Annotated in this window: 19 protein-coding genes, 1 pseudogene and 1 riboswitch; of the genes and pseudogenes, 2 read left to right on the forward strand and 18 right to left on the reverse strand. The window is 39.3% G+C overall.

Features of this window, described 5'->3' with window-relative positions; all coding sequences use genetic code 11:
- Positions 1 to 276 precede the first annotated feature (276 nt).
- A riboswitch (TPP riboswitch) is annotated at positions 277 to 385 on the forward strand.
- 174 nt (positions 386 to 559) lie between these two features.
- Complete coding sequence (gene thiC / locus ABE613_RS04560) at positions 560 to 1,870, forward strand: phosphomethylpyrimidine synthase ThiC (RefSeq protein WP_235234283.1); 1,311 nt, start codon at positions 560 to 562, stop codon at positions 1,868 to 1,870.
- A gap of 598 nt (positions 1,871 to 2,468) precedes the next feature.
- Here thiC and ABE613_RS04565 read toward each other — a convergent pair.
- The 3 genes from ABE613_RS04565 to ABE613_RS04575 form a co-directional block, all read right to left on the reverse strand.
- Positions 2,469 to 2,876, reverse strand: a complete 408-nt coding sequence (locus tag ABE613_RS04565; protein ID WP_347375809.1) for a PH domain-containing protein — start codon at positions 2,874 to 2,876, stop codon at positions 2,469 to 2,471.
- A gap of 84 nt (positions 2,877 to 2,960) precedes the next feature.
- Entirely contained in the window at positions 2,961 to 4,607 is a 1,647-nt protein-coding gene (locus tag ABE613_RS04570) for a glycoside hydrolase family 43 protein (protein WP_347375810.1), read from the reverse strand.
- 19 nt (positions 4,608 to 4,626) lie between these two features.
- A complete protein-coding gene (locus ABE613_RS04575; protein ID WP_347375811.1) occupies positions 4,627 to 5,796 on the reverse strand; it encodes a glycoside hydrolase family 30 protein in 1,170 nt (389 codons plus the stop codon).
- A gap of 32 nt (positions 5,797 to 5,828) precedes the next feature.
- On the opposite strand from ABE613_RS04575, the pseudogene ABE613_RS04580 reads away from it, so the two are divergent.
- Positions 5,829 to 6,515: pseudogene (locus tag ABE613_RS04580) on the forward strand (IS1634 family transposase); the annotation flags it as partial.
- Between the two features lie 148 nt (positions 6,516 to 6,663).
- Here the strand turns inward: ABE613_RS04580 and ABE613_RS04585 are convergent.
- The 15 genes from ABE613_RS04585 to ABE613_RS04655 form a co-directional block, all read right to left on the reverse strand.
- Complete coding sequence (locus ABE613_RS04585; RefSeq protein WP_347375812.1) at positions 6,664 to 7,275, reverse strand: HAD family hydrolase; 612 nt, start codon at positions 7,273 to 7,275, stop codon at positions 6,664 to 6,666.
- 12 nt (positions 7,276 to 7,287) lie between these two features.
- Entirely contained in the window at positions 7,288 to 7,773 is a 486-nt protein-coding gene (locus ABE613_RS04590; protein ID WP_235234081.1) for a GNAT family N-acetyltransferase, read from the reverse strand.
- Positions 7,774 to 7,785: 12 nt separating this feature from the next.
- On the reverse strand, positions 7,786 to 8,265 hold the full coding sequence (gene rlmH / locus ABE613_RS04595; RefSeq protein ID WP_235234079.1) for a 23S rRNA (pseudouridine(1915)-N(3))-methyltransferase RlmH: 480 nt from the start codon (positions 8,263 to 8,265) through the stop codon (positions 7,786 to 7,788).
- Between the two features lie 8 nt (positions 8,266 to 8,273).
- Complete coding sequence (locus ABE613_RS04600) at positions 8,274 to 8,996, reverse strand: DNA alkylation repair protein (protein WP_235234076.1); 723 nt, start codon at positions 8,994 to 8,996, stop codon at positions 8,274 to 8,276.
- A gap of 64 nt (positions 8,997 to 9,060) precedes the next feature.
- Positions 9,061 to 9,912 (reverse strand): DegV family protein, encoded by an 852-nt coding sequence (locus ABE613_RS04605; protein ID WP_347375813.1) that lies wholly within the window; start codon positions 9,910 to 9,912, stop codon positions 9,061 to 9,063.
- Positions 9,913 to 9,936: 24 nt separating this feature from the next.
- Positions 9,937 to 10,650 carry a YczE/YyaS/YitT family protein gene (locus ABE613_RS04610; protein WP_347375814.1) on the reverse strand — a complete coding sequence of 238 codons (714 nt, stop codon included), beginning with the start codon at positions 10,648 to 10,650 and terminating at the stop codon, positions 9,937 to 9,939.
- 80 nt (positions 10,651 to 10,730) lie between these two features.
- Positions 10,731 to 11,507 carry a ZIP family metal transporter gene (locus ABE613_RS04615; RefSeq protein ID WP_347375815.1) on the reverse strand — a complete coding sequence of 259 codons (777 nt, stop codon included), beginning with the start codon at positions 11,505 to 11,507 and terminating at the stop codon, positions 10,731 to 10,733.
- A gap of 146 nt (positions 11,508 to 11,653) precedes the next feature.
- Complete coding sequence (gene gltA / locus ABE613_RS04620) at positions 11,654 to 13,042, reverse strand: NADPH-dependent glutamate synthase (protein ID WP_347375816.1); 1,389 nt, start codon at positions 13,040 to 13,042, stop codon at positions 11,654 to 11,656.
- Positions 13,042 to 13,929 (reverse strand): sulfide/dihydroorotate dehydrogenase-like FAD/NAD-binding protein, encoded by an 888-nt coding sequence (locus ABE613_RS04625; protein ID WP_347375817.1) that lies wholly within the window; start codon positions 13,927 to 13,929, stop codon positions 13,042 to 13,044. The genes gltA and ABE613_RS04625 overlap by 1 nt, the downstream gene beginning before the upstream one ends.
- A gap of 141 nt (positions 13,930 to 14,070) precedes the next feature.
- Positions 14,071 to 15,252, reverse strand: a complete 1,182-nt coding sequence (locus ABE613_RS04630; protein WP_347375818.1) for an iron-containing alcohol dehydrogenase — start codon at positions 15,250 to 15,252, stop codon at positions 14,071 to 14,073.
- A gap of 838 nt (positions 15,253 to 16,090) precedes the next feature.
- Positions 16,091 to 17,365, reverse strand: a complete 1,275-nt coding sequence (locus ABE613_RS04635) for a chitobiase/beta-hexosaminidase C-terminal domain-containing protein (RefSeq protein ID WP_347375819.1) — start codon at positions 17,363 to 17,365, stop codon at positions 16,091 to 16,093.
- Between the two features lie 14 nt (positions 17,366 to 17,379).
- Entirely contained in the window at positions 17,380 to 18,219 is an 840-nt protein-coding gene (gene folD / locus ABE613_RS04640) for a bifunctional methylenetetrahydrofolate dehydrogenase/methenyltetrahydrofolate cyclohydrolase FolD (protein WP_347375820.1), read from the reverse strand.
- Between the two features lie 38 nt (positions 18,220 to 18,257).
- Complete coding sequence (locus ABE613_RS04645) at positions 18,258 to 20,657, reverse strand: FtsK/SpoIIIE family DNA translocase (protein ID WP_347375821.1); 2,400 nt, start codon at positions 20,655 to 20,657, stop codon at positions 18,258 to 18,260.
- A gap of 62 nt (positions 20,658 to 20,719) precedes the next feature.
- Positions 20,720 to 21,418, reverse strand: a complete 699-nt coding sequence (locus ABE613_RS04650; protein WP_347375822.1) for a ClpP family protease — start codon at positions 21,416 to 21,418, stop codon at positions 20,720 to 20,722.
- A 50-nt stretch (positions 21,419 to 21,468) separates the two neighbouring features.
- Positions 21,469 to 22,749, reverse strand: coding sequence for an O-acetylhomoserine aminocarboxypropyltransferase/cysteine synthase family protein (locus ABE613_RS04655; RefSeq protein WP_347375823.1), 1,281 nt, complete (start codon positions 22,747 to 22,749; stop codon positions 21,469 to 21,471).
- Between the last annotated feature and the right edge of the window lie 2 nt (positions 22,750 to 22,751).

Raw genomic sequence — 22,751 nt, forward strand, 5'->3', positions numbered from 1 at the left:
TTTTAGTGTGCCGTCAAGGGTGGCGTACACTGCCGAAAACTAACATATCTGCAATTTTCAAGGTTCCAATGGAGCCATTTTTTCAGCTCCAATTTTTCATAGGCTACTTTACACTACCTTATGATCGAACTGTTATTAATCATTATAATAAATAGTCTATAAACTGTACAGAATAATTACTACATTTTCTGATATTAACAGACGCATCATTCTTTCCTTGAAAATCAAATTCAATATTTTGTTATTGTATTTCACAAAAAAGCACGATATAATAACTAAGTATAAAAGGGGTGCTTGCTTTAAGCAGGCTGAGAGTAAGCTAGTGTGCTTTAACCCATGACCTGATTTGGATAATGCCAACGTAGGGACATAAAGTATGAATTATGTACGGTATGCTTCCTTTGCGTACCGTTTTTTGTTTTATAAAAACATTTCGCGAGAATGCACACTTTTGCTCTTTCTCAATACCTCATGCGGCAGATTGGGAGCACCACCTTTTGCCGCACTATAAAATTTAATGAATATGTTCATTAAAAGCAAAGTGAAGGAGGAAAAGAATATGTCTGGTTACACAACACAGATGGATGCTGCCCGTCAGGGTATCGTCACACCTGAAATGAAAATTGTTGCAGAAAAAGAACACTGGGATGTAGAAGATCTGCGCAATGCAATTGCCAAAGGAGAGATTATCATTCCATGCAACAAAAAACACACTTCTTTGAATCCAAGCGGAGTAGGCGCTAAGTTAACTACAAAGATTAATGTCAACTTAGGAGTCTCCCGCGACTGGAAAGATGTGGATATGGAGTATGAGAAGGTACGTTCTGCTGTAGAAATGGGAGCAGAGGCAATCATGGATCTAAGTTCCTATGGAGATACCAGAAGTTTTCGTCGTAAACTCACACAAGAATGCCCTGCCATGATCGGTACAGTTCCAATTTATGATGCAGTCGTTTATTACCACAAACCGTTGGGACAGATTACTGCGCAGGAATGGCTGGATATTGTAAGAATGCATGCAGAAGATGGTGTGGATTTTATGACGATTCATTGTGGTATGAATCGCGCAACGGCTGCAAGATTTAAACAGAACAAACGTCTGATGAATATCGTATCTCGCGGAGGCTCCATTATGTTTGCCTGGATGGAAATGACCGGGGAAGAGAACCCGTTCTATGAACATTATGATGAGATCCTTGATATCTGTCGTGAATATGATATTACGATGAGCCTTGGAGACGCATGTCGTCCAGGCTGTATTGCAGATGCTACTGATACCGCACAAATCGAGGAGTTGATTACCCTGGGAGAACTGACCAAGCGTGCCTGGGCCAAGGATGTACAGGTTATGATTGAAGGACCTGGACATATGCCTATGAATCAGATCGCTGCAAATATGGAAATTCAAAAAACCTTGTGTCATGGTGCACCGTTCTATGTACTTGGTCCATTGGTAACCGATGTTGCTCCTGGATATGACCATATTACTTCTGCTATTGGAGGCGCAATCGCAGCTGCATCTGGCGCTGCATTTTTATGTTATGTCACTCCGGCTGAACACTTACGTCTTCCAAATGCTGCTGATGTAAAGGAAGGTATCGTAGCTGCAAAAATCGCAGCACACGCAGCTGATATAGCAAAAGGAATTCCTGGCGCAACAGATTGGGATTATCAGATGAGTGAAGCAAGAAAACGCCTTGACTGGGAAGCAATGTTCAAGCTTAGCATGGATCCTGAAAAAGCACGTCGTTATCGTGAAGAAGCAAAACCAGAAAAAGAAGACACCTGTAGTATGTGTGGAAACTTCTGCGCAGTAAAAAATACGAATCGAATCCTGGATGGAGAAATTGTAAGTATTTTTGACGAGTAAATGGGAATTTAGATGAGTTAGTTGGTAATGGGTGTGTACGGCGAGAGGATGGATGGGATGGTTGCCATTGCGGAGTCCTTCGCTAAGAATCCATAACAGGAAAAGAAGCAGATATTTTGTGACCAGGCTGATTCACCCCGAAATCTTGATGATTTCGAGGCTCAGCAGCCTTCTCAGATCTGGCTTGAAGCCAAATCTTCGCACAAAATATCTGCTTCTTTTCCTGTAACGGATTCTATCGCTTGTCCAACGAATGGCAACCATCCCATCCATCTTCTCGCCTGACATCCCCCAAATCCGCAACTTCCTCATCCGGGAGGATTCCTGCGCGTCATGCAGAGGGAAAGATATCAGTAATGATATTGTCAAAAAACAGGCAGAATAACTAACTGATTCTTCCATTGAAATAATGATAAATAGTATAAAAACATCGCTCCCCATTGCGCTACGCGCCAGGAATTTCTCCAGATGAGTTTGTTCAGTAATTGGGAATGTCAGGCGCAAGGGAGCTGGATAGGCTGGTCTGTTTCCGTCCAGCCTATCCAACTCCCTTGCGTCGTACACACCCGATTCCCAACTAACTAATCTAAATTCCCAACTAAATTACATATTTGATCTTTTTGTTCAGCTTCATTAGTTCATTTGCAAATTCTCGATTCTCGTATAATGCAACGAAAACGGTACTCATTCTTTTCGATTCGATTCCTACCCGGTCAAAGGATGCGGCAAAGGATGCTGAATAATTTTTCATTTTCCGTATTGATGTGATTTCTTGTGTAGGGAGAGTCTTTGTCAATAATCCAAAATGTATTACTACTTGTTTTTTATCAACAATAACTTCGTTTCTAAATAATACGGGAATAGAATATAAATCTACTAAAACTAATAAAATCAGATATCCCCATACCGTTGTAAATCCGACATTGAGTGTAATTCCCAATGTAACCCCATTTAATAGTGCGATAACTACATACCACCATATATCGATTTTCCCTTTGAATGTCATAAAAAAGCCTCCGTTGTTCATTCGTATTTGCTACTGCTATTATACATACGAATTTCAACGGAGACAATCTTTTTTTGTTTTCTTTTATTCTACATTTTTGTCTTCATCTGCAACATATTCGAAAAAGTCAAAATCGGCATAATGTTTGTGCTTGACACGGTCGGCACAGGTGATTCCTACCATGGTTCCTGTAAATTCTCCATATTTGCAATATTCATCCGAAAATTTTGTTGTATCAAAGACTCTTCCAATCTTTTGATACTTGTTTCCATCCAGGCTCCACTCGAACCAGGACTTACGTCCTTCAATGTAGAGTCGCAGATAGACTGGGCCATCTTCTATCGGAATCCGAGAATTTAAGAATTCTGTTTTCTCTCCATTTTCAAGCTGAATAATTGACAATGCACTCTGGCTCAACGTTTCACTGTAATATTTTCTGAGATTGATATAATTCATATTGTCATAATATAAGATGAGCCCAGCACTATGCTGATGAACTACTGGGACGAATTCCATTTTTGTTGTAATTCTGGCATAGACACTTGTAAGCTTGCGGGCAAGGATACTGACCCTATTCAGTGATGTACGGGATTCTTGTCCGCGGATTCTGACGTAACCCGGACGAGCCTTTACATCTGCAAAGGATTGAGGCATCATTCTTGGAGCATAATACCAGATGCCGAGTTCTTCGGAATCAAAATCATCATAATCCGGAATCTGTGCAACCGGATATTCCGCAAGAGTGCTTTCTGGAACTTCAACCTTTGCCAGATTACTTCCGTCTGCCATGCGAAGCCAATGATCTTTCGTCCACATCATTTTCTGAATTGCCGTCTCTCTTCCAAGTGTACAGCGCAGTTCCGGTACAAACGGCCGTGCAGTCAGATGAACCAGATAGACTTCGCCATCCGGTGTCTCTACGTAACTTCCATGTCCTGATTTTTGAAGTACAGATTCTGAATTATAGTATTTCGGCTTTAAATGATCTGGATCATAACGCTCATAAGAATCTCCCGGAACCGATGTCACAATTGGATTTTTGGGATCTTTTTCATATGGCCCCCAGATATTAGCTGAACGTCCCATGGTCACACAGTGATTATATCCTGTGCCACCCTCTGCACACATAATATAATAATAGCTATTCTTTTTAGTCAAATGGGGTGCTTCAATACAGCCTCTGTCTGTTCCGCCACTCCAGATTCGCTTTGGATAACCAATGATTTCTTTCTTTTCCGGTGAATATTCCACCATACAGATTGCTCCTGGTTTTTCATAGCCTTCTCTCGTCTCCCATTCAAGGGATACAACCCATTTACGTCCGTCATCGTCATGGAATATTGATGCATCAAAGCCAGAAGAATGAAGATAGACCGGTTCACTCCATGGACCTTTGATATCCTTTGCTGTGATCAGATAATTATCTACGTCAAAGTATCTGGCATTCATAGAATTCATAATGCCATATACCACATAGAACAGATCCTCTTCCTCACAATAAGTCAGGCAAGGTGCCCAGATTCCCTTCGCAGAAGGTAATTTTTTTAGGTCTACTTCCTGGTCATCTGTCAGAACATGAGTATATAGTTCCCAGTTCTTCAGATCCTTAGAATGGTAGATTGGAATTCCAGGAAACCATTCAAATGTGGAAACTGCAAGATAATAATCTTCCCCTTTTCTGCAGATACATGGATCCGGATTAAATCCGGGAAGTATTGGATTCTTTATCATAATTTATGTTCTCCCTATATTAACAATTCTCTTCTATCTGTCCAGTGATAATGGAATTCGGCGGAATCACAAACTCAAACTGCTGACCTGCAATACGAAGATAACAAGTCTTAGATTCTGATTGCCGATTCAGCAATACAAATACTATACTGTCATTATTATTTTTCCAAGCCGTCAGATCTAACTGATCTGTATACTTTGTGCTTGCACTCCTTATTGCTCCTGGCTTTATAAAATTTGCGAAATGGCAGTAATATTCCAGACACATGCGCTCTATTAACCGGTCATTCTCCATATCAAACATATAAGGAGCCTCGCAGTAGTTCTGCGTGTGATTCGGTCCGCCTTCTCCATCTAGTAATATGTTCCAGTCATAAAAACCAACCATCCAATGATTAAGATTTCCAATCATATCATGGGCGAGGCGAGCGGCGTTCTCCGCTTCAGCATCTTTATCATATTTGCCAAATTCCAGACAGCTTTCGGAAAGTATCAGTTTTTTGTCGGGATGAATCTGATGAACCAGGTCTAATGCCTCAAAGTGATCTCCACTATACCAGTGAAAAGCAAGTCCATCAACCATAGAATCTGTTGTCTCATCAATGATTGCTTCTGCTCTGTCAAAAATGCGCTCTTTGTTATGATCCCAGATGAATATTTCGATATCATCAAGGTCATGGTTTTTCATAGCTGGTACCAGATAATCTCTTAAGAATACTTTCTCTTCTTCTGCTGTATAGACACAGGAATCCCAGTCTTGAACAGCTTTTGGCTCATTTTGTACAGACATCCGCACAACTTCAAATCCTCTGTCTTTAAATTCTCTGATATATCGGCACAGATATTCTGCCCAACGTGTACGATATTCGTATTTCAGAGAACCGCCTTCTTTTCTTCCATGGTTGGTCTTCATATATGCCGGCGGTGACCATGCAGACAACATGATTTTTAACTTCTTTCCGGCTTTTTTCTCCGCTGCTTCTAATAATGGGATAATGTATTTTTCAGTATCTGCGAAAGAAAATTTCTCAAGTTCCGTATCATCCTTATATGGATCTGCTTCATACATATGGGTGGAAAAATCACAACTGTCCATATGAATTCTGACTTGATTATATCCCATATGTTCCGATGCAAAATAAGTTGATAACATTTTGTCCTGTTGTTCGCTGGATAAGTGAGAAAACACATATCCTGCGGCATCAGTAATTGCACCTCCGAATGGATGAAACGATTATTGTTACTTACTCTCCTAAATATAAAGCTTATCAACAAAAAATTCGTAGTCGTCAGATTGACCGTGCACTGAAAATGATTCAGTCTCCAGGAAAATGCAGACGAGGAAAGAATCAAAACGACCCTGCACGATTCATTCAAAAGACTAGCATTACACCAGATGGTGAAATCGCAGATAAGTCTGTTTATGAATTGGATGAAGAACGCATAAATGAAGAATCCATGTATGATGGTTTTTATGCTGTTGTAACAAACCTTGAAGATAACCCATCGGAAATCATTAAGATTAACAAGCAACGTTGGGAAATCGAAGAAAACTTTCGAATCATGAAATCCGATTTTGAAGCCAGACCCGTCTATGTACAGAGAGACGATCGTATCAAAGCACATTTTCTTACGTGTTATATCAGTCTCTTAGTATATAGATTATTAGAAAAGAAACTGGGGGAAGGGTTTACATGCACTCAGATTTTGGAAACATTACGTGGTATGAATATGACACTATTAAGCAAGGACAGTGGTTACATTCCTTCTTACAAACGCACAAAACTAACAGATGCTCTTCACAGTTCATTTGGATTAAGAACAGACTTTGAATTTATATCAAAAGCCTCCATGCGAGGAATTATTTCAAAGACAAAAAAGATAACTAGCACAAAAGCAAAAATATAGCACATATCGATGCAAACGAACAAACAGCCACATAGCCCATAAATACAGGCTTTGCGGCTGTTTTGTCTTTTATTAACTGTCAAAGATGGGATTATCATAGCAATCCTGTCTGCATATGTCAAGCAAAGCAGCCAAATTGGTCTGCTAACTATATTCTTTCGTCTGTTATCTGTAAGAGTAATTCTTTGATTTCCTGGAAATCACCGTAAAATACTACCCCATTCATTCCAATCTGCCTTGCGCCTTCAATATTTTCCGGTCTGTCATCAATAAAGAAACATTCTTCCGCAATGAGTTGATATTGATTCAGTAAATATTCATAAATACCTCTTTCCGGTTTTATAATATGTATATCACAGGATACCACGATTCCATCAAAATATGAAATCGGTGCAAATTCTGGAAAATAGTCATAAAAAGAGGTACTTGCATTAGACAGAACATATAGATGATATCCATTTTCTTTCACATATTCACAGAATTCTTTTGCACCATCGACAGGTTTCATACACATATGCCATCTCGTTGCACAACTCTTAAGTGCAGGATGAAGGCGCTCTGGAATCTGATCCTTTACACGCTCATATATATCCTCATCAGTCAGCAGTCCCCGGTCAGCATCTATCCATTCCTGCCCATTGAATAATATTTTTTTAATCAAAGCTTTGTCGTCTTCATTATCCAGAAAATAATTCAGGCAGACATCTGGATTATAATCAAGAAGTACATTGCCCATATCGAAAACAATATTTTTTATCATTATAAATCACACCTACTCTATAATCGCCTTTAATACATTTTCAGGCGCACGAAAAATTGTACATTCATCAAGTGGTATTGCACCCATTGAGCGATAGAAATCCATACTTGATTGATTCCAGTTCAGACAACACCATTCCATTCTTCCACAATCACGCTCCAGAGCTGTTCTTGCCATATACTTTATCATCTGTTTTCCATAACCCTTTCCCCGGTATTCTGGATCAACATACAAATCGTCAATATAGATTCCGCCTTTTCCAAGGTAAGCAGGAAATGTCTGATAAAAGAAAACAAATCCAATTTCCTTTCCGTCAATCTGTGCAAATATTACTTCTGCTCTTTGCTTATCGAACATCCACTCTTCCAGAAACTCTTCTGTAGCGTAGACTGACTCCGGTATTTTTTCATATTCCGCAAGTTTTTTAATAAACCGAAGAATTAATGCAGCATCCTCGCGAACTGCATACCGAAAAGTAACTTTCTGTTGTTCACTCATTTAAAACCTCCATTACTTATGATATGGTTCTCCATTGATAATTCGGTAACTTCGATATATCTGCTCCAGCAAAATGACTCTCATCAACTGATGTGGAAATGTCATCTTAGAAAAACTAAGTGCATAATCTGACCTGGAAAGTACTTCTCTCCCAAGTCCAATAGAGCCTCCAATAATAAAGATGATATGGCTGACACCCTGAATTCCTAATTTGTCAATCTTTTCTGCAAGTTCTTCAGAGGCGAGCTGTTTTCCACCAATCTCAAGAGTAATTATATAGGCATCTTCTTTGATATACTTCTGGATTCTCTCAGCTTCTTTGGAACGAATTGCGTCTTCTACACTCTCACTTGCATGATCCGGCGTCTTCTCATCGGTAACTTCTATAATCTCCAGTTTACAATATCGACTTAGACGTTTGCTGTATTCTGCAATAGCATCTTTCAGGTATTTTTCTTTTATTTTCCCTACAGTTATTAATGTAATCTTCATAAATATAGTTATCCCTTCTTTGCCCGACGCAAAGTGTTAAGTCTTTCCTTTTCTTCTTTACTGACACGGAATGATTCCCGGATTTTTTGAATAGATTTCTGATGAGTAATATCATCTAGCTGATTTCCGGCAAGTAAATCCCAGGTAAGTTCAGGAAATTTAACGTAACAAACGGACACCGCCCATGCAACTGCCATTTTAACATAATAGGCCTCATGCTTTACATCACCCAATATTCTGAGTACTCTTTCGATGTAATTTTCGGTTACAAAATAGTCTAAAAGAGATACAATGGCAAAGCGAAGTTCATATTCTTGTGTACTGTCTAGGTATTTCATTAAATACTCAAACCATAAATCCATGTCTTTTTTCATAAATTTATAGGTCATACAGCTGCTGTCACACACTGCCCAACTGTCGATTACTGGGACAAAATCGTCTAACAGCTTTTTTCTCTCATCCAGGCTACATTTCATATATCCAATAATCATTCCATGAAGCAATAGTTCTTCATGATAGACTTTACCTTGCTTTTCTTGCTCCTTTACGGCATTTACGTATTCCAGACCATTTTCTCTAGCAATACTTTTCGCAAACTCTCGAAGTCTTGGAACACGTACTCCAAGCATGGTCGAATTATCTCCTGGCACAAGAGAACGATTAAATTCGAGATATTTTTCGTCTGTCACATCTATTAATTGTTTTCGAATTTTTTCAAAAATATTTTCCATACTTTCACCGTATATTTTTTCTTATGCATATAGCTTTTCTTTTATTTGAATCTGAAATAAAATATTAAACTTTAGAGATAAATAAAACACCTAATGTACCCGGACCACAATGGCTGGATATGACTCCGCCTGCCCTTGTAACTAAAATTTCACTAAAAATATTCAAGCTGTCCAAATGCTGATAAATCTCTCGAATAATATCTTGATCACAGCCTGAATGCGTAATAAATACTCGATCTTTTTTAGCCTGTTTCAGCTCATTTTCCATATCCTTAACATAATCCATCAGAACTTTCTTCATTTTGCCGCGATACTTTTTGGCTGGATTCATTGCACCATCTTCCACAACAATTTTAGGATGCAGTTTTAATGCGCCGCCAGCCATTGCTGCGAGTCCGCTGCATCGCCCTCCTCTGTAAAGATATGTTAATGTATCAACCACAAAACTTGCGCGTACAAAAGGCTTTAACTCCTCAATTTTTTTAACAATATCCTGAGCATTTTTCCCATTTTGCGCCATAGTTGCTGCTTCAATTACCAATAATCCAATACCAGTAGAAAGATTGGCAGAATCAATCACTGTAACCAGCTTCTCTGCTTCTAGTTCTTCTGCAGCAATACGCATCACATTTGCTGATGTAGACATACTTTCAGATATCGCAAAACAAATGATTTCTCTTCCTTCTGCCACATATGGTCTCAGCAAATCCATAGCCCTGTCAAGAGCTGGAGCTGAAGTCTTAGGAGTAGTCTTGTTTTTGTCCGACCATTGATAAATCTCATCTGGGAATATATCCTGTCCGTCTTCATACTCCTGTTCTCCTAACAAAATATGCAAAGGCAGTATGGATACATCGTATCTTTGTAGTAATTCCTGCGACAAATCACAGGTACTGTCTGAGACAATCTTCACCATCTCAATCGCATCCTTTCTCAATCGTTATTTCCATTCTTCTATTCCTGCAAGTACACCCATTCTTTCTTTCAAGAAATGATTAAATATTGCAATTACGCGCCCGACACCAATGACTGCCAGAACAGTACCGACACCGATACCGATTATTTCACCGGCAAAAATAAGACCTACACAAGTTGTAAATGTAATATTAAACAAATCAAAACAATTCTTTGTAAGGCCTACACTTTTTCCTACTGTATCTGCAATGGCCTGTACAATTCCATCACCAGGATTCGGAATTAACCGCATATTCAGAGATACTGCAGCGCCAATTCCTGTTAATATAATCCCAATGACCAGTATCATAACTCTGCCAGTCATACTTTGGTAAAAAACAGGGACTCCAGGCGTATCATAAGCCGGAATTAATGCTGAGAACAAATTCATAAATCGAGTAAAAATCAAACTTAATGGAAACTGAAGCGCATCTTTTAATAACTGCACCTTTAAGTTCAGATACTTTCCCTTTCGAAAATGTTCTCTTGTATGTAGAAACATCTCCACCACTACAAAACTACTGTAAAGAATCAGCGTCATATTGCCGAAATTTATATTTAAAATCATTGATATACTATAAGATACGGAAATAATCGGAGAAACTCCCAGCCCGGCTTTTGTATTTAATATAATTCCCAATGCCAGTACTAATAAACCAACAATATAAAAAATTCCTCTTAAAATGTTTGTTTGCTTCATAATATTTATCCTGTTCTTGTTGTTTTTCTGTTTTATAATGCCGACCTGGTTTATCTGTCTAATCCAATGCTAATCCAATGCTAACCCAATGCCACATCCAGAATCATCATCAACACAAATCCAACTGAAAAACCAATAGTACCTATATTACTATGATCTCCTTCTGCTGATTCCGGTACCAGTTCCTCTACTACGACATAAATCATAGCACCTGCTGCAAAAGCAAGAAGATAAGGAAGGATTGGCGTGACATAAGAGGCCAGAAGAACGGTAATGCCACCGGCGATAGGTTCTACAACTCCTGAAAACATTCCATGCAAAAATGCTCTTCCCCGGCTTCCACCCTCACTTCGAATCGGAAGTGATACAATAAATCCTTCCGGAAGATTCTGAATCGCAATTCCGATCGCAAGAGAAAATGCACCTGCAAGTGTCACATTTGTATTTCCTGTTATCAGACCTGCGAAGACAGCTCCGCTTGATATTCCTTCCGGAATATTATGAATGGTAACCGCCAATACGAGCATAGTAGACTTTTTCAGTGAACATCTTGGTCCTTCTGTCTCATCCGATCCAATGTGCATATGCGGAATAACCTGATCCAAGATTAATAAAAAAGCAATTCCAAGTAGAAATCCGATTGCTGCCGGAACAAATGCAAACTTTCCCATATAGTCCGACATCTCCATCGCTGGAATCAAAAGAGACCATACAGAAGCAGCAACCATGACTCCCGCCGCAAATCCAAGAAGCGCCTTCTGAATCTGTGGCTTTAATTCATTTCTCATGAATAAAACGCAGGCAGCGCCTGCGGTCGTTCCGATAAAAGGTATGATTAACCCTAGAAAAATTACCATAAATATGTCCTCTTTTCTTTTTACACTTTAATAAGCATACCACAAATCTCCATTTGGGTACAGGGCATTTTTTATTTTGGTACACCATAAAGTGCAAAAGGGGACGTAGACTTTTGCAAAAAGTCTACGTCCCCTTTTTAACATTTTTACTTCTTTGATAACATTTCGTGGATTCCTTTTGCTCCTGCTTTTCCAGCTCCCATTGCAAGGATTACTGTTGCAGCTCCGGTTACTGCATCTCCACCGGCGAATACGCAGGCTTTTGATGTCTGACCGTTTTCTTCTTCTGCCACGATACATTTTCTCTTGTTTGTCTCGAGTCCTTTGGTTGTAGATGCAATCAATGGGTTTGGAGATGTTCCAAGTGACATGATAACTGTATCAAGTTCTATCTCATACTCAGAACCTGGAATTTCTACTGGGCGTCTTCTTCCAGAAGCGTCTGGTTCGCCAAGTTCCATTTTGATTACTTTCATACCTCTTACCCATCCATTTTCATCAACAAGGATTTCCTTTGGATTGGTCAAAAGATCGAAGATGACTCCTTCTTCTTTTGCATGATGTACTTCTTCAACTCTGGCTGGAAGTTCTGCTTCACTACGACGGTATACGATATGAACTTCTGCTCCAAGACGGAGGGCTGTTCTTGCAGCATCCATTGCTACATTACCACCACCTACGACTGCAACTTTCTTTCCAGCTGCGATAGGTGTATCATAAGAATCATCAAATGCTTTCATCAGATTACTTCTTGTCAAATATTCATTCGCAGAGAATACGCCGTTAGCCGTCTCTCCCGGAATTCCCATGAACATTGGAAGACCAGCACCAGAACCAATAAATACTGCTTCGAAATCTTCTTCTTCCATCAACTGATCGATGGTTGTAGATTTACCGATTACGACATTTGTCTCAAATTTAACGCCTAATTCTTTAACTTTTTCAATTTCTTTCTTAACAACTTTCTGCTTTGGAAGACGAAATTCAGGAATACCATATACTAAAACACCACCAAGTTCATGCAGTGCCTCAAATACAGTTACTTCGTACCCCAATTTTGCAAGATCACCAGCACAGGTAAGTCCTGAAGGACCTGAACCAATGACAGCAACTTTATGTCCGTTCATTTTTTCTGCTTTTTCTGGTTTAATATCATTTTCCAATGCATAATCAGCGACAAATCTTTCCAATTTACCAATGGATACTGCATCACCTTTAATTCCACGGATACATTTAGATTCACACTGAGACTCTTGTGGACATACACGACCGCAAATAGCTGGAAGAGCTGAAGATTCGCCGATTACTTTGTATGCCCCCTCAATATCTCCATCTTTTACTTTTGAAATAAAACCTGGGATATTGATGGACACTGGGCATCCCTGAATACATTTGGCATTTTTACAGTTCAGGCAACGGCTTGCTTCCTCCATTGCCTCTTCCTTATTATATCCGTAACATACTTCTTCAAAATTAGTTGCTCTTACTTCTGGTTCCTGCTCTCTTACAGGCACTCTTTTTAATACATCTGCCATTACTCGTCACCTCCGCAATGACCACATCCACCATGATGTGTGTCACCTTCCTGTAATTTCAGCATTGCACGTCCTTCCTGAGTTTTGTACATCTGCTGTCTCTTCATTGCCTCGTCAAAGTTCACAAGGTGTCCGTCGAATTCAGGTCCGTCTACACAGGCAAATTTAATCTCATCACCAACATGCAGACGACAGGCACCGCACATACCCGTTCCATCTACCATGATTGGATTCATGCTGACAATCGTTGGAATCTCAAGTTTCTTTGTCAACAGGCATACGAATTTCATCATGATCATTGGTCCGATTGCTACACAGACATCGTATTTATTTCCTTCTTCTACCAGTTTCTCTATTTTAGTAGTAACCATTCCAGCATGACCATATGTACCATCGTCTGTACATGGATAATAGTTACCCGCAACAGCTTCCATTTCTGATTCTAGGATTAACATATCTTTTGTCTTAGAGCCCACGATAACATCAACATCAATACCATGTTCTTTCATCCATTTTACCTGCGGATAAACAGGAGCGGCTCCAACACCACCAGCCACAAATAAAATCTTTTTCTTCTTCAGACTTTCCGGATCTTCACTAATAAATTCAGATGGGCATCCTAATGGACCAGTAAAATCACGGAATGCATCCCCTGCTTTTAATTGGGACATCTTCGTTGTAGATGCTCCAACTTCCTGGAACACAATCGTGATGGTTCCTGCTTCTCTATCGTAGTCACAAATTGTAAGTGGAATTCTCTCCCCTTTTTCGTCCATCTTAACGATAACGAACTGTCCAGGCTCACAATGTCTAGCTACACGCGGAGCTTCTACGTCCATAAGATAAATCTTATCAGCCAGTTTTTCGGCTTTTAATATCTTGTACATCTTGCTTCCTCCTAATATTTGATACTTCTTTCATAATAATGTATCCTAAGAAAAATATCAAGTTTTTTGTTAAAATATTAACTGTTTTTTGCATCAAAAAAGCAAACGCCACATGGCATCTGCTTTTTTGACTATTTTTATCTAAAAATCAACTTCTGTTCCATAATATGTACATATAAATAATTTTTCCATTGTAGCAGGATCAATTGCTCTTGGATTAGAGCCTGTACAAGCATCACCAACAGCTAATTCTGCAATTTTGGCAACTTTTTCTTTAAACTCATCTTCATTGATACCAAAATCCTTTAAAGTCTTAGGAATGTTTAATTTAACATTGAAATCATCAATTTTTTCACACAGACTGTTAATCAATGCTTTTTCAGAAGTTCCTGCAAGTCCCATTCTGCGCGCGATCTCAGCATAACGTTTTGCTGCAACTGGATCTTTAGCATTATATTTGATTACATACGGAAGATAAATTGCATTTGCACAACCGTGTGGGATATGGCCAGTTGAGAATGCCGCACCTGTCTTATGAGCCATTGAGTGTACAATACCAAGTAATGCATTGGAGAATGCCATACCTGCTAAACACTGTGCATAATGCATCTGTTCTCTGGCAACCATATCGCAATTATATGAAGCAGGAAGATAATCTAATACCATCTCAATTGCCTGTAAAGCAAGTGGATCCGTAAATGGACAATTTAATGTTGATACATAAGCCTCTATTGCATGTGTCAATGCATCCATGCCTGTATATGCAACCTGTTTTACAGGAAGTCCCATTACAAGATCTGGATCAACAATTGCAACGTCTGGTGTAATATTAAAGTCAGCAAGTGGATATTTTACACCTGTCTGATAATTTGTGATAACCGAAAAAGCTGTTACCTCAGTAGCTGTTCCAGATGTAGAAGGAATTGCAGCAAATTTTGCTTTCTGTCTTAATTCAGGGAAGTTGAAAGGAATACATAAATCTTCAAAAGTTGTCTCTGGATATTCATAAAATGCCCACATAGCCTTTGCAGCATCAATCGGTGATCCACCACCCATTGCAACGATCCAGTCTGGTTCGAACTTACGCATAGCTTCTGCGCCTTTCATAACCGTTTCAACAGACGGATCCGGTTCAACACCTTCAAACAATTCTACTTTCATGCCACCTTCTTTTAGGTAGTTCACGGCTTTGTCAAGAAATCCCTGACGTTTCATAGAACCACCACCGACTACAAGAATTGCTTTTTTACCTTTTAAATTCTTCAATTCCTCTAAACAACCTTTTCCATGGTACACGTCTCTTGGTAATGTAAATCTACTCATTTTGCGCATCTCCTTTTTACTATATTGTTAATTTATTGTCAATATTATATCTCTGTTAAATAATTAACGCAACAGGATTCACTAAACAAATTGTATTTATTTCAAAACAATAGGAATTTAGATTAGTTAGTTGGTGATTGGGTGTGTACGGCGAGAGGATGGATGGAATGGTTGCCATTGCGGAGTCCTTCGCTAAGAATCCATAACAGGAAAAGAAGCAGATATTTTGTGACCAGGCTGATTCACCCCGAAATCTTGATGATTTCGAGGCTCAGCAGCCTTCTCAGATCTGGCCTGAAGCCAAATCTTCACACATAATATCTGCTTCTTTTCCTGTAACGGATTCTAGCGCTTGTCCAACGAACGGCAACCATTCCATCCATCTTCTCGCCTGACATCCCCCAAATTCGCAACTTCCTCATCCGGGAGGATTCCTGCGCGTCATGCAGAGGGAAAGATATCAGTAATGATATTGTCAAAAAACTGGCAGAATAACTAACTGATTCTTCCATTGAAATAACGATGAATAGTATAAAAACATCGCTCCCCATTGCGCTTCGCGCGCCAGGAATTACCCCAGATGAGTTCGTTCAGTAATTGGGAATGTCAGGCGCAAGGGAGTTGGATAGGCTGGTCTGTTTCCGTCCAGCCAAGCGTTAGAATCCGTTACAGAAAAAAGAGTTGCAATTCCGTGTGAGAATTTGGCATCCGGTCACGAAATTGCAACTCTTTTTTATGTTATGGATTCTTGGCGAAGGATACCGGAAACAGACCAGCCTATCCAACTCCCTTGCGCCGTACACCTCCCAATTACCAACTAACTAATCTAAATTCCCATTTACTCAACTTCCAGTACATAGTTTCTCGTAGTAACACCACTACTACGTCCTTTTCCGTTAATTAAAATCGCTTTAAATATCGTTTCACCTTCTGGCATATTTATTGGACCTGAGTATTTTTTAGACGAAGTTGTCGGATCCGTTCCATCCATGGTGTAATATGCCTCATAACCATCTGGTACTTTTATTTCTATCTGGTTCACAGTCTCATATTGACCAGTGGATGGAGAAACTGCAGGGGCATCTTCTATAGGTAATTCTACTAAATAATTCTTTTTTACAGGAAGACTTGGAATCCCCTTTTCATTAACAGCAATTGCTGTAATTACAGTCTCGTCTTCTCCGATTTGGATCGGTTCTGAATACTTTATACTATTGACTGTCGGTTCTGAACCATCATCAGTATAATATATCGTACAACCCTTTTCTGTACTAAGAGATAATTCTTGTACATCATCAAAGGTTTCATCATCATCCAGACTAAACTCCGGTCCGACAACAATATAGCCAGCCAAGAGTTTTGTAACACTATCATCAGCATCTTCGAGAAGTAAAGGAATATTTTCTTTCTGATCAGTATCTATATAAAAATTCACACATGCTTCATAGATATCTGCATTCTTGGGCTGTTGTTCTATTGCGTCCAAAAATACCTTTTCAGCTTTGTCTAATTGTTTCTGTTCAATATATACCTTGGACAATCCCGTATATGCCTCCGGTTTTTCCTTTTTTTTATTAATGGCTTTCTGAAAATACCCAGCCGCAGCATCGAACTCTTTCGATTCTATTGATTTATATCCTTTTGTCACTATCCCTTTATAAGAAGTCTGATACACTCCAATGCCGATTCCGATAAATGCAATAAGTAAAACCAAAAATATAAGCAATATCCGTTTTCTTTTTTTACGACGCATTGCTTTTTTGCGCTCCGCCTGTCGACGGCGTCTTTCACGTTCTGACATATTTCTCGATGTATTATTACGCGATGTATTTCTTGATACATTCTGTGATGTATTTCGAGAAGTAACATTTCGACGTGCATTTCCACTCTGTCTTCCCGTATTTCTGCTTGCAGTATTACGTCTTCCTGTATTTTGACTGTTCATAGAATCATAATCTATATAATCATCATCCCCATTAATAGCCCCTCGGATCTGAGCAGTTAACATATCATCCAAAGGATTATAATCTGGGACAATGCGAACTTCCTTTCCGCAGTTTTCACAATATAACATTCCTTCTGGTATTTTTTGTCCGCAATACCTACATTTCATCTTAAGCGAACCTCCTACTTACTAGCTGCTTTCACACAATTACACATTAGCATCGCAATTGTCATTGGTCCTACACCACCAGGCACAGGGGTTATAGCAGATACTTTGTCTTTAACATCTTCAAAATCAACATCTCCGCATAGCTTATTTTCAGAATCTCTATGCATACCTACATCTATCACTACAGCACCATCTTTTATATATTCAGACGTGATGTATTTTGGTTTTCCCATCGCTACAATCAAAATATCTGCTCTCTTTGTCACTTCTTTTAAGTTCTTTGTCTTTGAATGCGCAATAGTTACTGTACCATTTTCTCGAAGCAAAAGCAAGCCCATTGGCTTTCCCACATTATTGCTTCTGCCAACAACTACACATTCTTTTCCTGTAATTTCAATACCAGAACGTTTTAACAGTTGAATTACACCGGCTGGAGTACATGATTCAAAGCCATCTTCCCCAATGACCATTTTCCCTATACTCTCTGGGTGAAAGCCATCCACATCTTTTTCTGGAATAATTGCTTTCACAATTGCATCCTCATCAATATGAGAAGGAAGTGGTAGCTGAACCAGAATACCATGTACATTTTCATCTTGATTCAATTTTTCAACCAACTCTAGTAATTCTTCTTGTGTGGTTGTTTCTTTTAACTCATAAGACAAGGATTGGATTCCGATATATGCACATGCTTTCTTTTTATTTCTTACATAGATGGAAGAGGCAGGATCATCACCTACTTGAATTACGGCAAGACAAACTGACTGTCCATCTGCTTTCATTGCTTCCACTTGCTCTTTCAATTCTTCTTTTATCTGTGCGGAAATAGCTTTTCCGTCAATCAATCTTGTCATATCTAAATATTCTCCTTAAACTAGTTAATCATATCATATTAACAACATTCATCTACATACTGTTCAAATTCTTCCGGAGACATTAACACCTTTCTTGGTTTTGTACCTTCTTCCGGTCCAACTACTCCAGCCTCAAAAAGTTGATCCATAATACGTGCTGCACGATTAAAGCCAATTTTAAAAGTACGCTGAAGCATTCCAATAGACGCTTTGTCTTTATCAATAATAAGACGTCCTGCATCCACAAAATACACATCACGATCCTCGCCATCTGCAGAACATGATGACATAGTACCTACTGAATTGGTGTTCACATGATTTACAATTTCTTCATCGTATGTAACATCACTGTTGTGATTTTTTAAATAATCAACAACATTCTGTACTTCTTTGTCAGTTACAAATGATCCTTGCACTCTTGCTGGTTTCTGATAACCAGAAGGGTAAAAAAGCATATCCCCTTTCCCTAACAGCTTTTCAGCCCCATTCATATCTATAATTGTTCTGGAATCTACACCTGAAGAAACTGAAAATGCAATTCTCGACGGCATATTTGCTTTGATCAAACCAGTAATGACATTAACTGATGGTCTCTGTGTCGCTAATACCAGATGAATTCCTGCTGCTCTGGCCAACTGTGCCAGACGGCAGATTGCTTCTTCTACTTCTCCTGGTGCGACCATCATCAAGTCCGCCAGCTCGTCTACGATAATGACAATCTGGGGCATAGGTTCTTTTGCTTCACCTTCCACCTGTGGCATAGATACAATCTTTTCATTGTATCCTTTCATATCCCGTACATGGTATTCTGCAAATGTCTGATAACGTCTTGTCATCTCTGCCACTGCCCAATTCAATGCACCGGCAGCTTTTTTGGGATCTGTAACAACTGGAATCATCAAGTGTGGGATTCCATTATAAACACTTAATTCAACAACCTTTGGATCAATCATAATTAACTTGACTTCGTCTGGTTTGGCTTTATATAAAATACTCATGATCAAAGTGTTGATACACACGGATTTACCCGAACCTGTTGCACCTGCAATCAGAAGGTGCGGCATTTTGGCTATATCTGTCACTACAACTTTTCCACCAATATCTTTTCCTACCGCAAAAGATATCTTTGAAGTACTGTTTTTGAATTCGGAAGCTTCAAGAAGATCTCTCAACATAACTGCAGAATTTTCTTTATTCGGAACTTCTATTCCAACCGCTGCTTTTCCTGGAATAGGAGCTTCTATACGAATATCTGCAGCTGCAAGATTCAACTTGATATCATCTGAGAGTCCAACAATTTTACTTACCTTTACCCCCATCTCTGGCTGAAGTTCATAACGAGTAACTGACGGCCCGCAACTTACATTCGTCACCGTTACATTGACACCAAAATTCTGTAAGATTTGCTGCAGTTTCATAGCAGTTTCTCGAAGACTGGCATCCGATTCACCAGCATGTTTCACACCTCTTTTTAATAGAGAAATAGGTGGAAATTGATAATCTTTTTTCGGTTTAACAGCCTCTTCGGCTACTGCCGCAGCAACATCCGCTACTTCATTTGCAATGGCTGATGCGCCAATCTTACTGCTGCGCTTTTTATTTTTGGCATTCTCTGCTCCATCTAGCGGTATATCTTCCATCATAGGTTCTGTCTCTATATTATCGGAAACCGAAAGGTCTTCTCCACGATTAATTACAAAATCCATCTTTTCAGGTGCTGATTCTTTCTTTTGGATCTTTTCACTTAACGGGTCAATTGTCAGCTCTTTCACATCCGGTGACTTTTTTGCAATAGTAGTATCAAACGAAACTCCTTCCACATGTTTGTCTTTTCTTTTATTCGACACTTTTTTGTCTGTCTTTGACTGAGTTTCTCGTATTTTCTTCTTCTCTTCTGCATGTTCCTTTATGCGCTGCGTATCTCTTTTGGCCTTGTTGTAAGCTTTATCTCCCTGATTTTTTACGCTTTTTAAGGCTGATTTTCCAGTAATAATTACAAGACAGATAATCATCAATATGATATCTACCACATATGTACCAGCAACGCCAATGGCGGGTACAAGAATATTTACAAGGATATCCCCCAGTTTCCCGCCTTTGTCATTGATCAATTGTAAAAAAGTGCACACCAGAACCAAAAAAAAGAGACTGGTAAAAGTTTTCATATAAGCATTGAGATTCCCACGATTTGATATGAGAAACGTAACTGTTCCAAATAAAACGAATGGAATTATATATGCGACCCATCCGAAAATGCTTTCCAGAAAGTCAGCAATTGCTTCTCCTACAAATCCCCCAATTCCAAAATTACTGAGTAATAGTAAGATGCTGACTGCAAGTGTCACCCAGATAATAATCTCGTCTCTGACAAAACTCTGTTCAGAATTCTTCTTATTTGTCTGTTTTTTACTCCCTCGTTTCTTAGATTTAGCAGCCATATTATATCCCCCTTATTCTGGCAATACTATTTATAGTATAGCATTTTTAAAAAGGGCTGTCATTACATATTTTCACACTTTTTCTGCCTCCATTGGTCTATCATTTCGTGCAATTTTCTCAATGCATCGCTCATACCACCTACTTCATCAATTAACCCTTCTCGTACTGCATCCTTTCCTTCTAGAAGAGTTCCTACGTCTTTGACTAACTCTGTAGGATTTAACATCAATTCTTCAATTCTTTTTTGAGAAATATTTGAATGTTCAGACAGAAATTTCGTAATTCTGTCTTGTGTACGAATCATATTCCGAAGACTTTGTGTTACTCCAATGAACATTCCGTTCGAGCGCACCGGATGAATGATCATAGTTCCGCTCGGTACGATAAAAGAATACTTTGCAGATACTGCCAATGGACCTCCGATAGAATGGCTTCCACCAAGTACAAGAGATACTGTCGGCTTACTGAGGGAAGCAATCATCTCGGCGATCGAAAGCCCGGCTTCGACATCTCCTCCTAATGTATTTAAAAGAATAAGCACACCTTCAATCTCATCACTATCTTCGATTTCAGCTAAAAGAGGTAATATGTGCTCATATTTTGTCGCTTTGGCATTACCCGATACTGCTTCATGCCCCTCGATCTCACCAATGATAGTCAACAGTTTAATCTTATATTGATTGTGATTCTCGTTAAGATCTACACTTCCCCATTCTCTGATCTGTTCGTTCTTTTGTTCCTCACGTGTTGCATTTGCCATAAAAAACACCTCCATACATTTTCTATTAGTATGGAGGTGTTTGAATGATTTTATACCTGTTCTAACGCCTGAGAAAGATCAGCGATTATATCATCGATGTGTTCAATTCCTACACTAAATCGAATCAGATCTGGCTGTACTCCAGCTTCTATTAATTCCTGATCATTCATCTGACGATGTGTATGGCTGGCCGGATGAAGCACACAGCTTCTTGCATCTGCCACATGTGTAACGATTGCAATCATCTTTAGACTATCCATCATACGAACAGCTGCTTCTCTTCCACCTTTCAGCCCAAATGTAATAACGCCACAGGTTCCGTTTGGCATATATTTCTGTGCAAGGTCATAATACTTATCTCCTGGTAGAGACGGGCAATTTACCCACGCTACTTTCTCATGCCCCTGAAGATATTTTGCTGCCTGAAGTGCATTTGAACAATGTCTTTCCATACGAAGTGGCAAAGTCTCAAGGCCAAGATTCAGAAGGAATGCATTCTGAGGTGCCTGAATAGACCCCAGATCTCTCATCAGCTGAGAAGTTGCTTTTGTAATGTAAGCTAATTTTCCAAACTTCTGTGTATAGACAATTCCATGATAAGTCTCATCAGGAGTTGTAAGTCCCGGGAATTTATCTGCATATGCTTCCCAGTCAAAATTTCCGCTGTCCACAATCGCACCCCCAACACAAGATGCATGTCCATCCATATATTTTGTCGTAGAATGGGTTACAATATCTGCACCCCACTCAAAAGGACGACAATTCACAGGTGTTGCAAAAGTATTATCAACAATAAACGGTACGCCATGTGCATGTGCTGCTTTTGCAAATTTTTCAAAATCCAATACTACTAAAGCCGGGTTGGCAATACTTTCTCCAAATACAGCCTTCGTATTTTCCTGAAATGCTGCATTCAGCTCTTCTTCAGAACAATCCGGATCAACGAATGTTGCATCCACACCCATCTTCTTAATAGTATGTGCATAAAGATTATATGTACCACCATATACCGCAGAAGCACATACGATATGATCACCAGCCTCCACAATATTCATAATTGCATAAAAGCTTGCAGCCTGACCGGAAGATGTCAGCATTGCTGCAACACCTCCTTCCAGATCACAGATCTTTGCAGCTACAGCATCGTTCGTAGGATTCTGAAGACGGGTATAAAAATATCCGGCTTCTTCCAGATCGAACAATCTTCCCATCTGCTCACTGGAATTGTATTTAAATGTTGTACTCTGATAAATTGGCAGGACTCTTGGCTCCCCATTGCCAGGCTGATAACCAGACTGTATACATTTTGTTTCCAACTTATAATCGCTCATAT

The organism is Dorea chungnamensis (assembly GCF_039832125.1).
In the GTDB taxonomy this organism is placed as follows: domain Bacteria; phylum Bacillota; class Clostridia; order Lachnospirales; family Lachnospiraceae; genus JAFBIX01.

Excerpts from the sequence above, each read along its gene's own strand:
- ABE613_RS04630 (WP_347375818.1), bottom strand. The coding sequence starts at position 15,252 with ATGAGTAGATTTACATTACCAAGAGACGTGTACCATGGAAAAGGTTGT.
- rlmH (WP_235234079.1), bottom strand. The coding sequence starts at position 8,265 with ATGAAGATTACATTAATAACTGTAGGGAAAATAAAAGAAAAATACCTG.
- ABE613_RS04600 (WP_235234076.1), bottom strand. The coding sequence starts at position 8,996 with ATGGAAAATATTTTTGAAAAAATTCGAAAACAATTAATAGATGTGACA.
- ABE613_RS04615 (WP_347375815.1), bottom strand. The coding sequence starts at position 11,507 with ATGGTAATTTTTCTAGGGTTAATCATACCTTTTATCGGAACGACCGCA.
- ABE613_RS04625 (WP_347375817.1), bottom strand. The coding sequence starts at position 13,929 with ATGTACAAGATATTAAAAGCCGAAAAACTGGCTGATAAGATTTATCTT.
- ABE613_RS04565 (WP_347375809.1), bottom strand. The coding sequence starts at position 2,876 with ATGACATTCAAAGGGAAAATCGATATATGGTGGTATGTAGTTATCGCA.
- ABE613_RS04590 (WP_235234081.1), bottom strand. The coding sequence starts at position 7,773 with ATGAGTGAACAACAGAAAGTTACTTTTCGGTATGCAGTTCGCGAGGAT.
- ABE613_RS04635 (WP_347375819.1), bottom strand. The coding sequence starts at position 17,365 with ATGAAATGTAGGTATTGCGGACAAAAAATACCAGAAGGAATGTTATAT.
- gltA (WP_347375816.1), bottom strand. The coding sequence starts at position 13,042 with ATGGCAGATGTATTAAAAAGAGTGCCTGTAAGAGAGCAGGAACCAGAA.
- folD (WP_347375820.1), bottom strand. The coding sequence starts at position 18,219 with ATGACAAGATTGATTGACGGAAAAGCTATTTCCGCACAGATAAAAGAA.
- ABE613_RS04570 (WP_347375810.1), bottom strand. The coding sequence starts at position 4,607 with ATGATAAAGAATCCAATACTTCCCGGATTTAATCCGGATCCATGTATC.
- ABE613_RS04650 (WP_347375822.1), bottom strand. The coding sequence starts at position 21,418 with ATGGCAAATGCAACACGTGAGGAACAAAAGAACGAACAGATCAGAGAA.
- thiC (WP_235234283.1), top strand. The coding sequence starts at position 560 with ATGTCTGGTTACACAACACAGATGGATGCTGCCCGTCAGGGTATCGTC.
- ABE613_RS04645 (WP_347375821.1), bottom strand. The coding sequence starts at position 20,657 with ATGGCTGCTAAATCTAAGAAACGAGGGAGTAAAAAACAGACAAATAAG.
- ABE613_RS04610 (WP_347375814.1), bottom strand. The coding sequence starts at position 10,650 with ATGAAGCAAACAAACATTTTAAGAGGAATTTTTTATATTGTTGGTTTA.
- ABE613_RS04655 (WP_347375823.1), bottom strand. The coding sequence starts at position 22,749 with ATGAGCGATTATAAGTTGGAAACAAAATGTATACAGTCTGGTTATCAG.
- ABE613_RS04585 (WP_347375812.1), bottom strand. The coding sequence starts at position 7,275 with ATGATAAAAAATATTGTTTTCGATATGGGCAATGTACTTCTTGATTAT.
- ABE613_RS04605 (WP_347375813.1), bottom strand. The coding sequence starts at position 9,912 with ATGGTGAAGATTGTCTCAGACAGTACCTGTGATTTGTCGCAGGAATTA.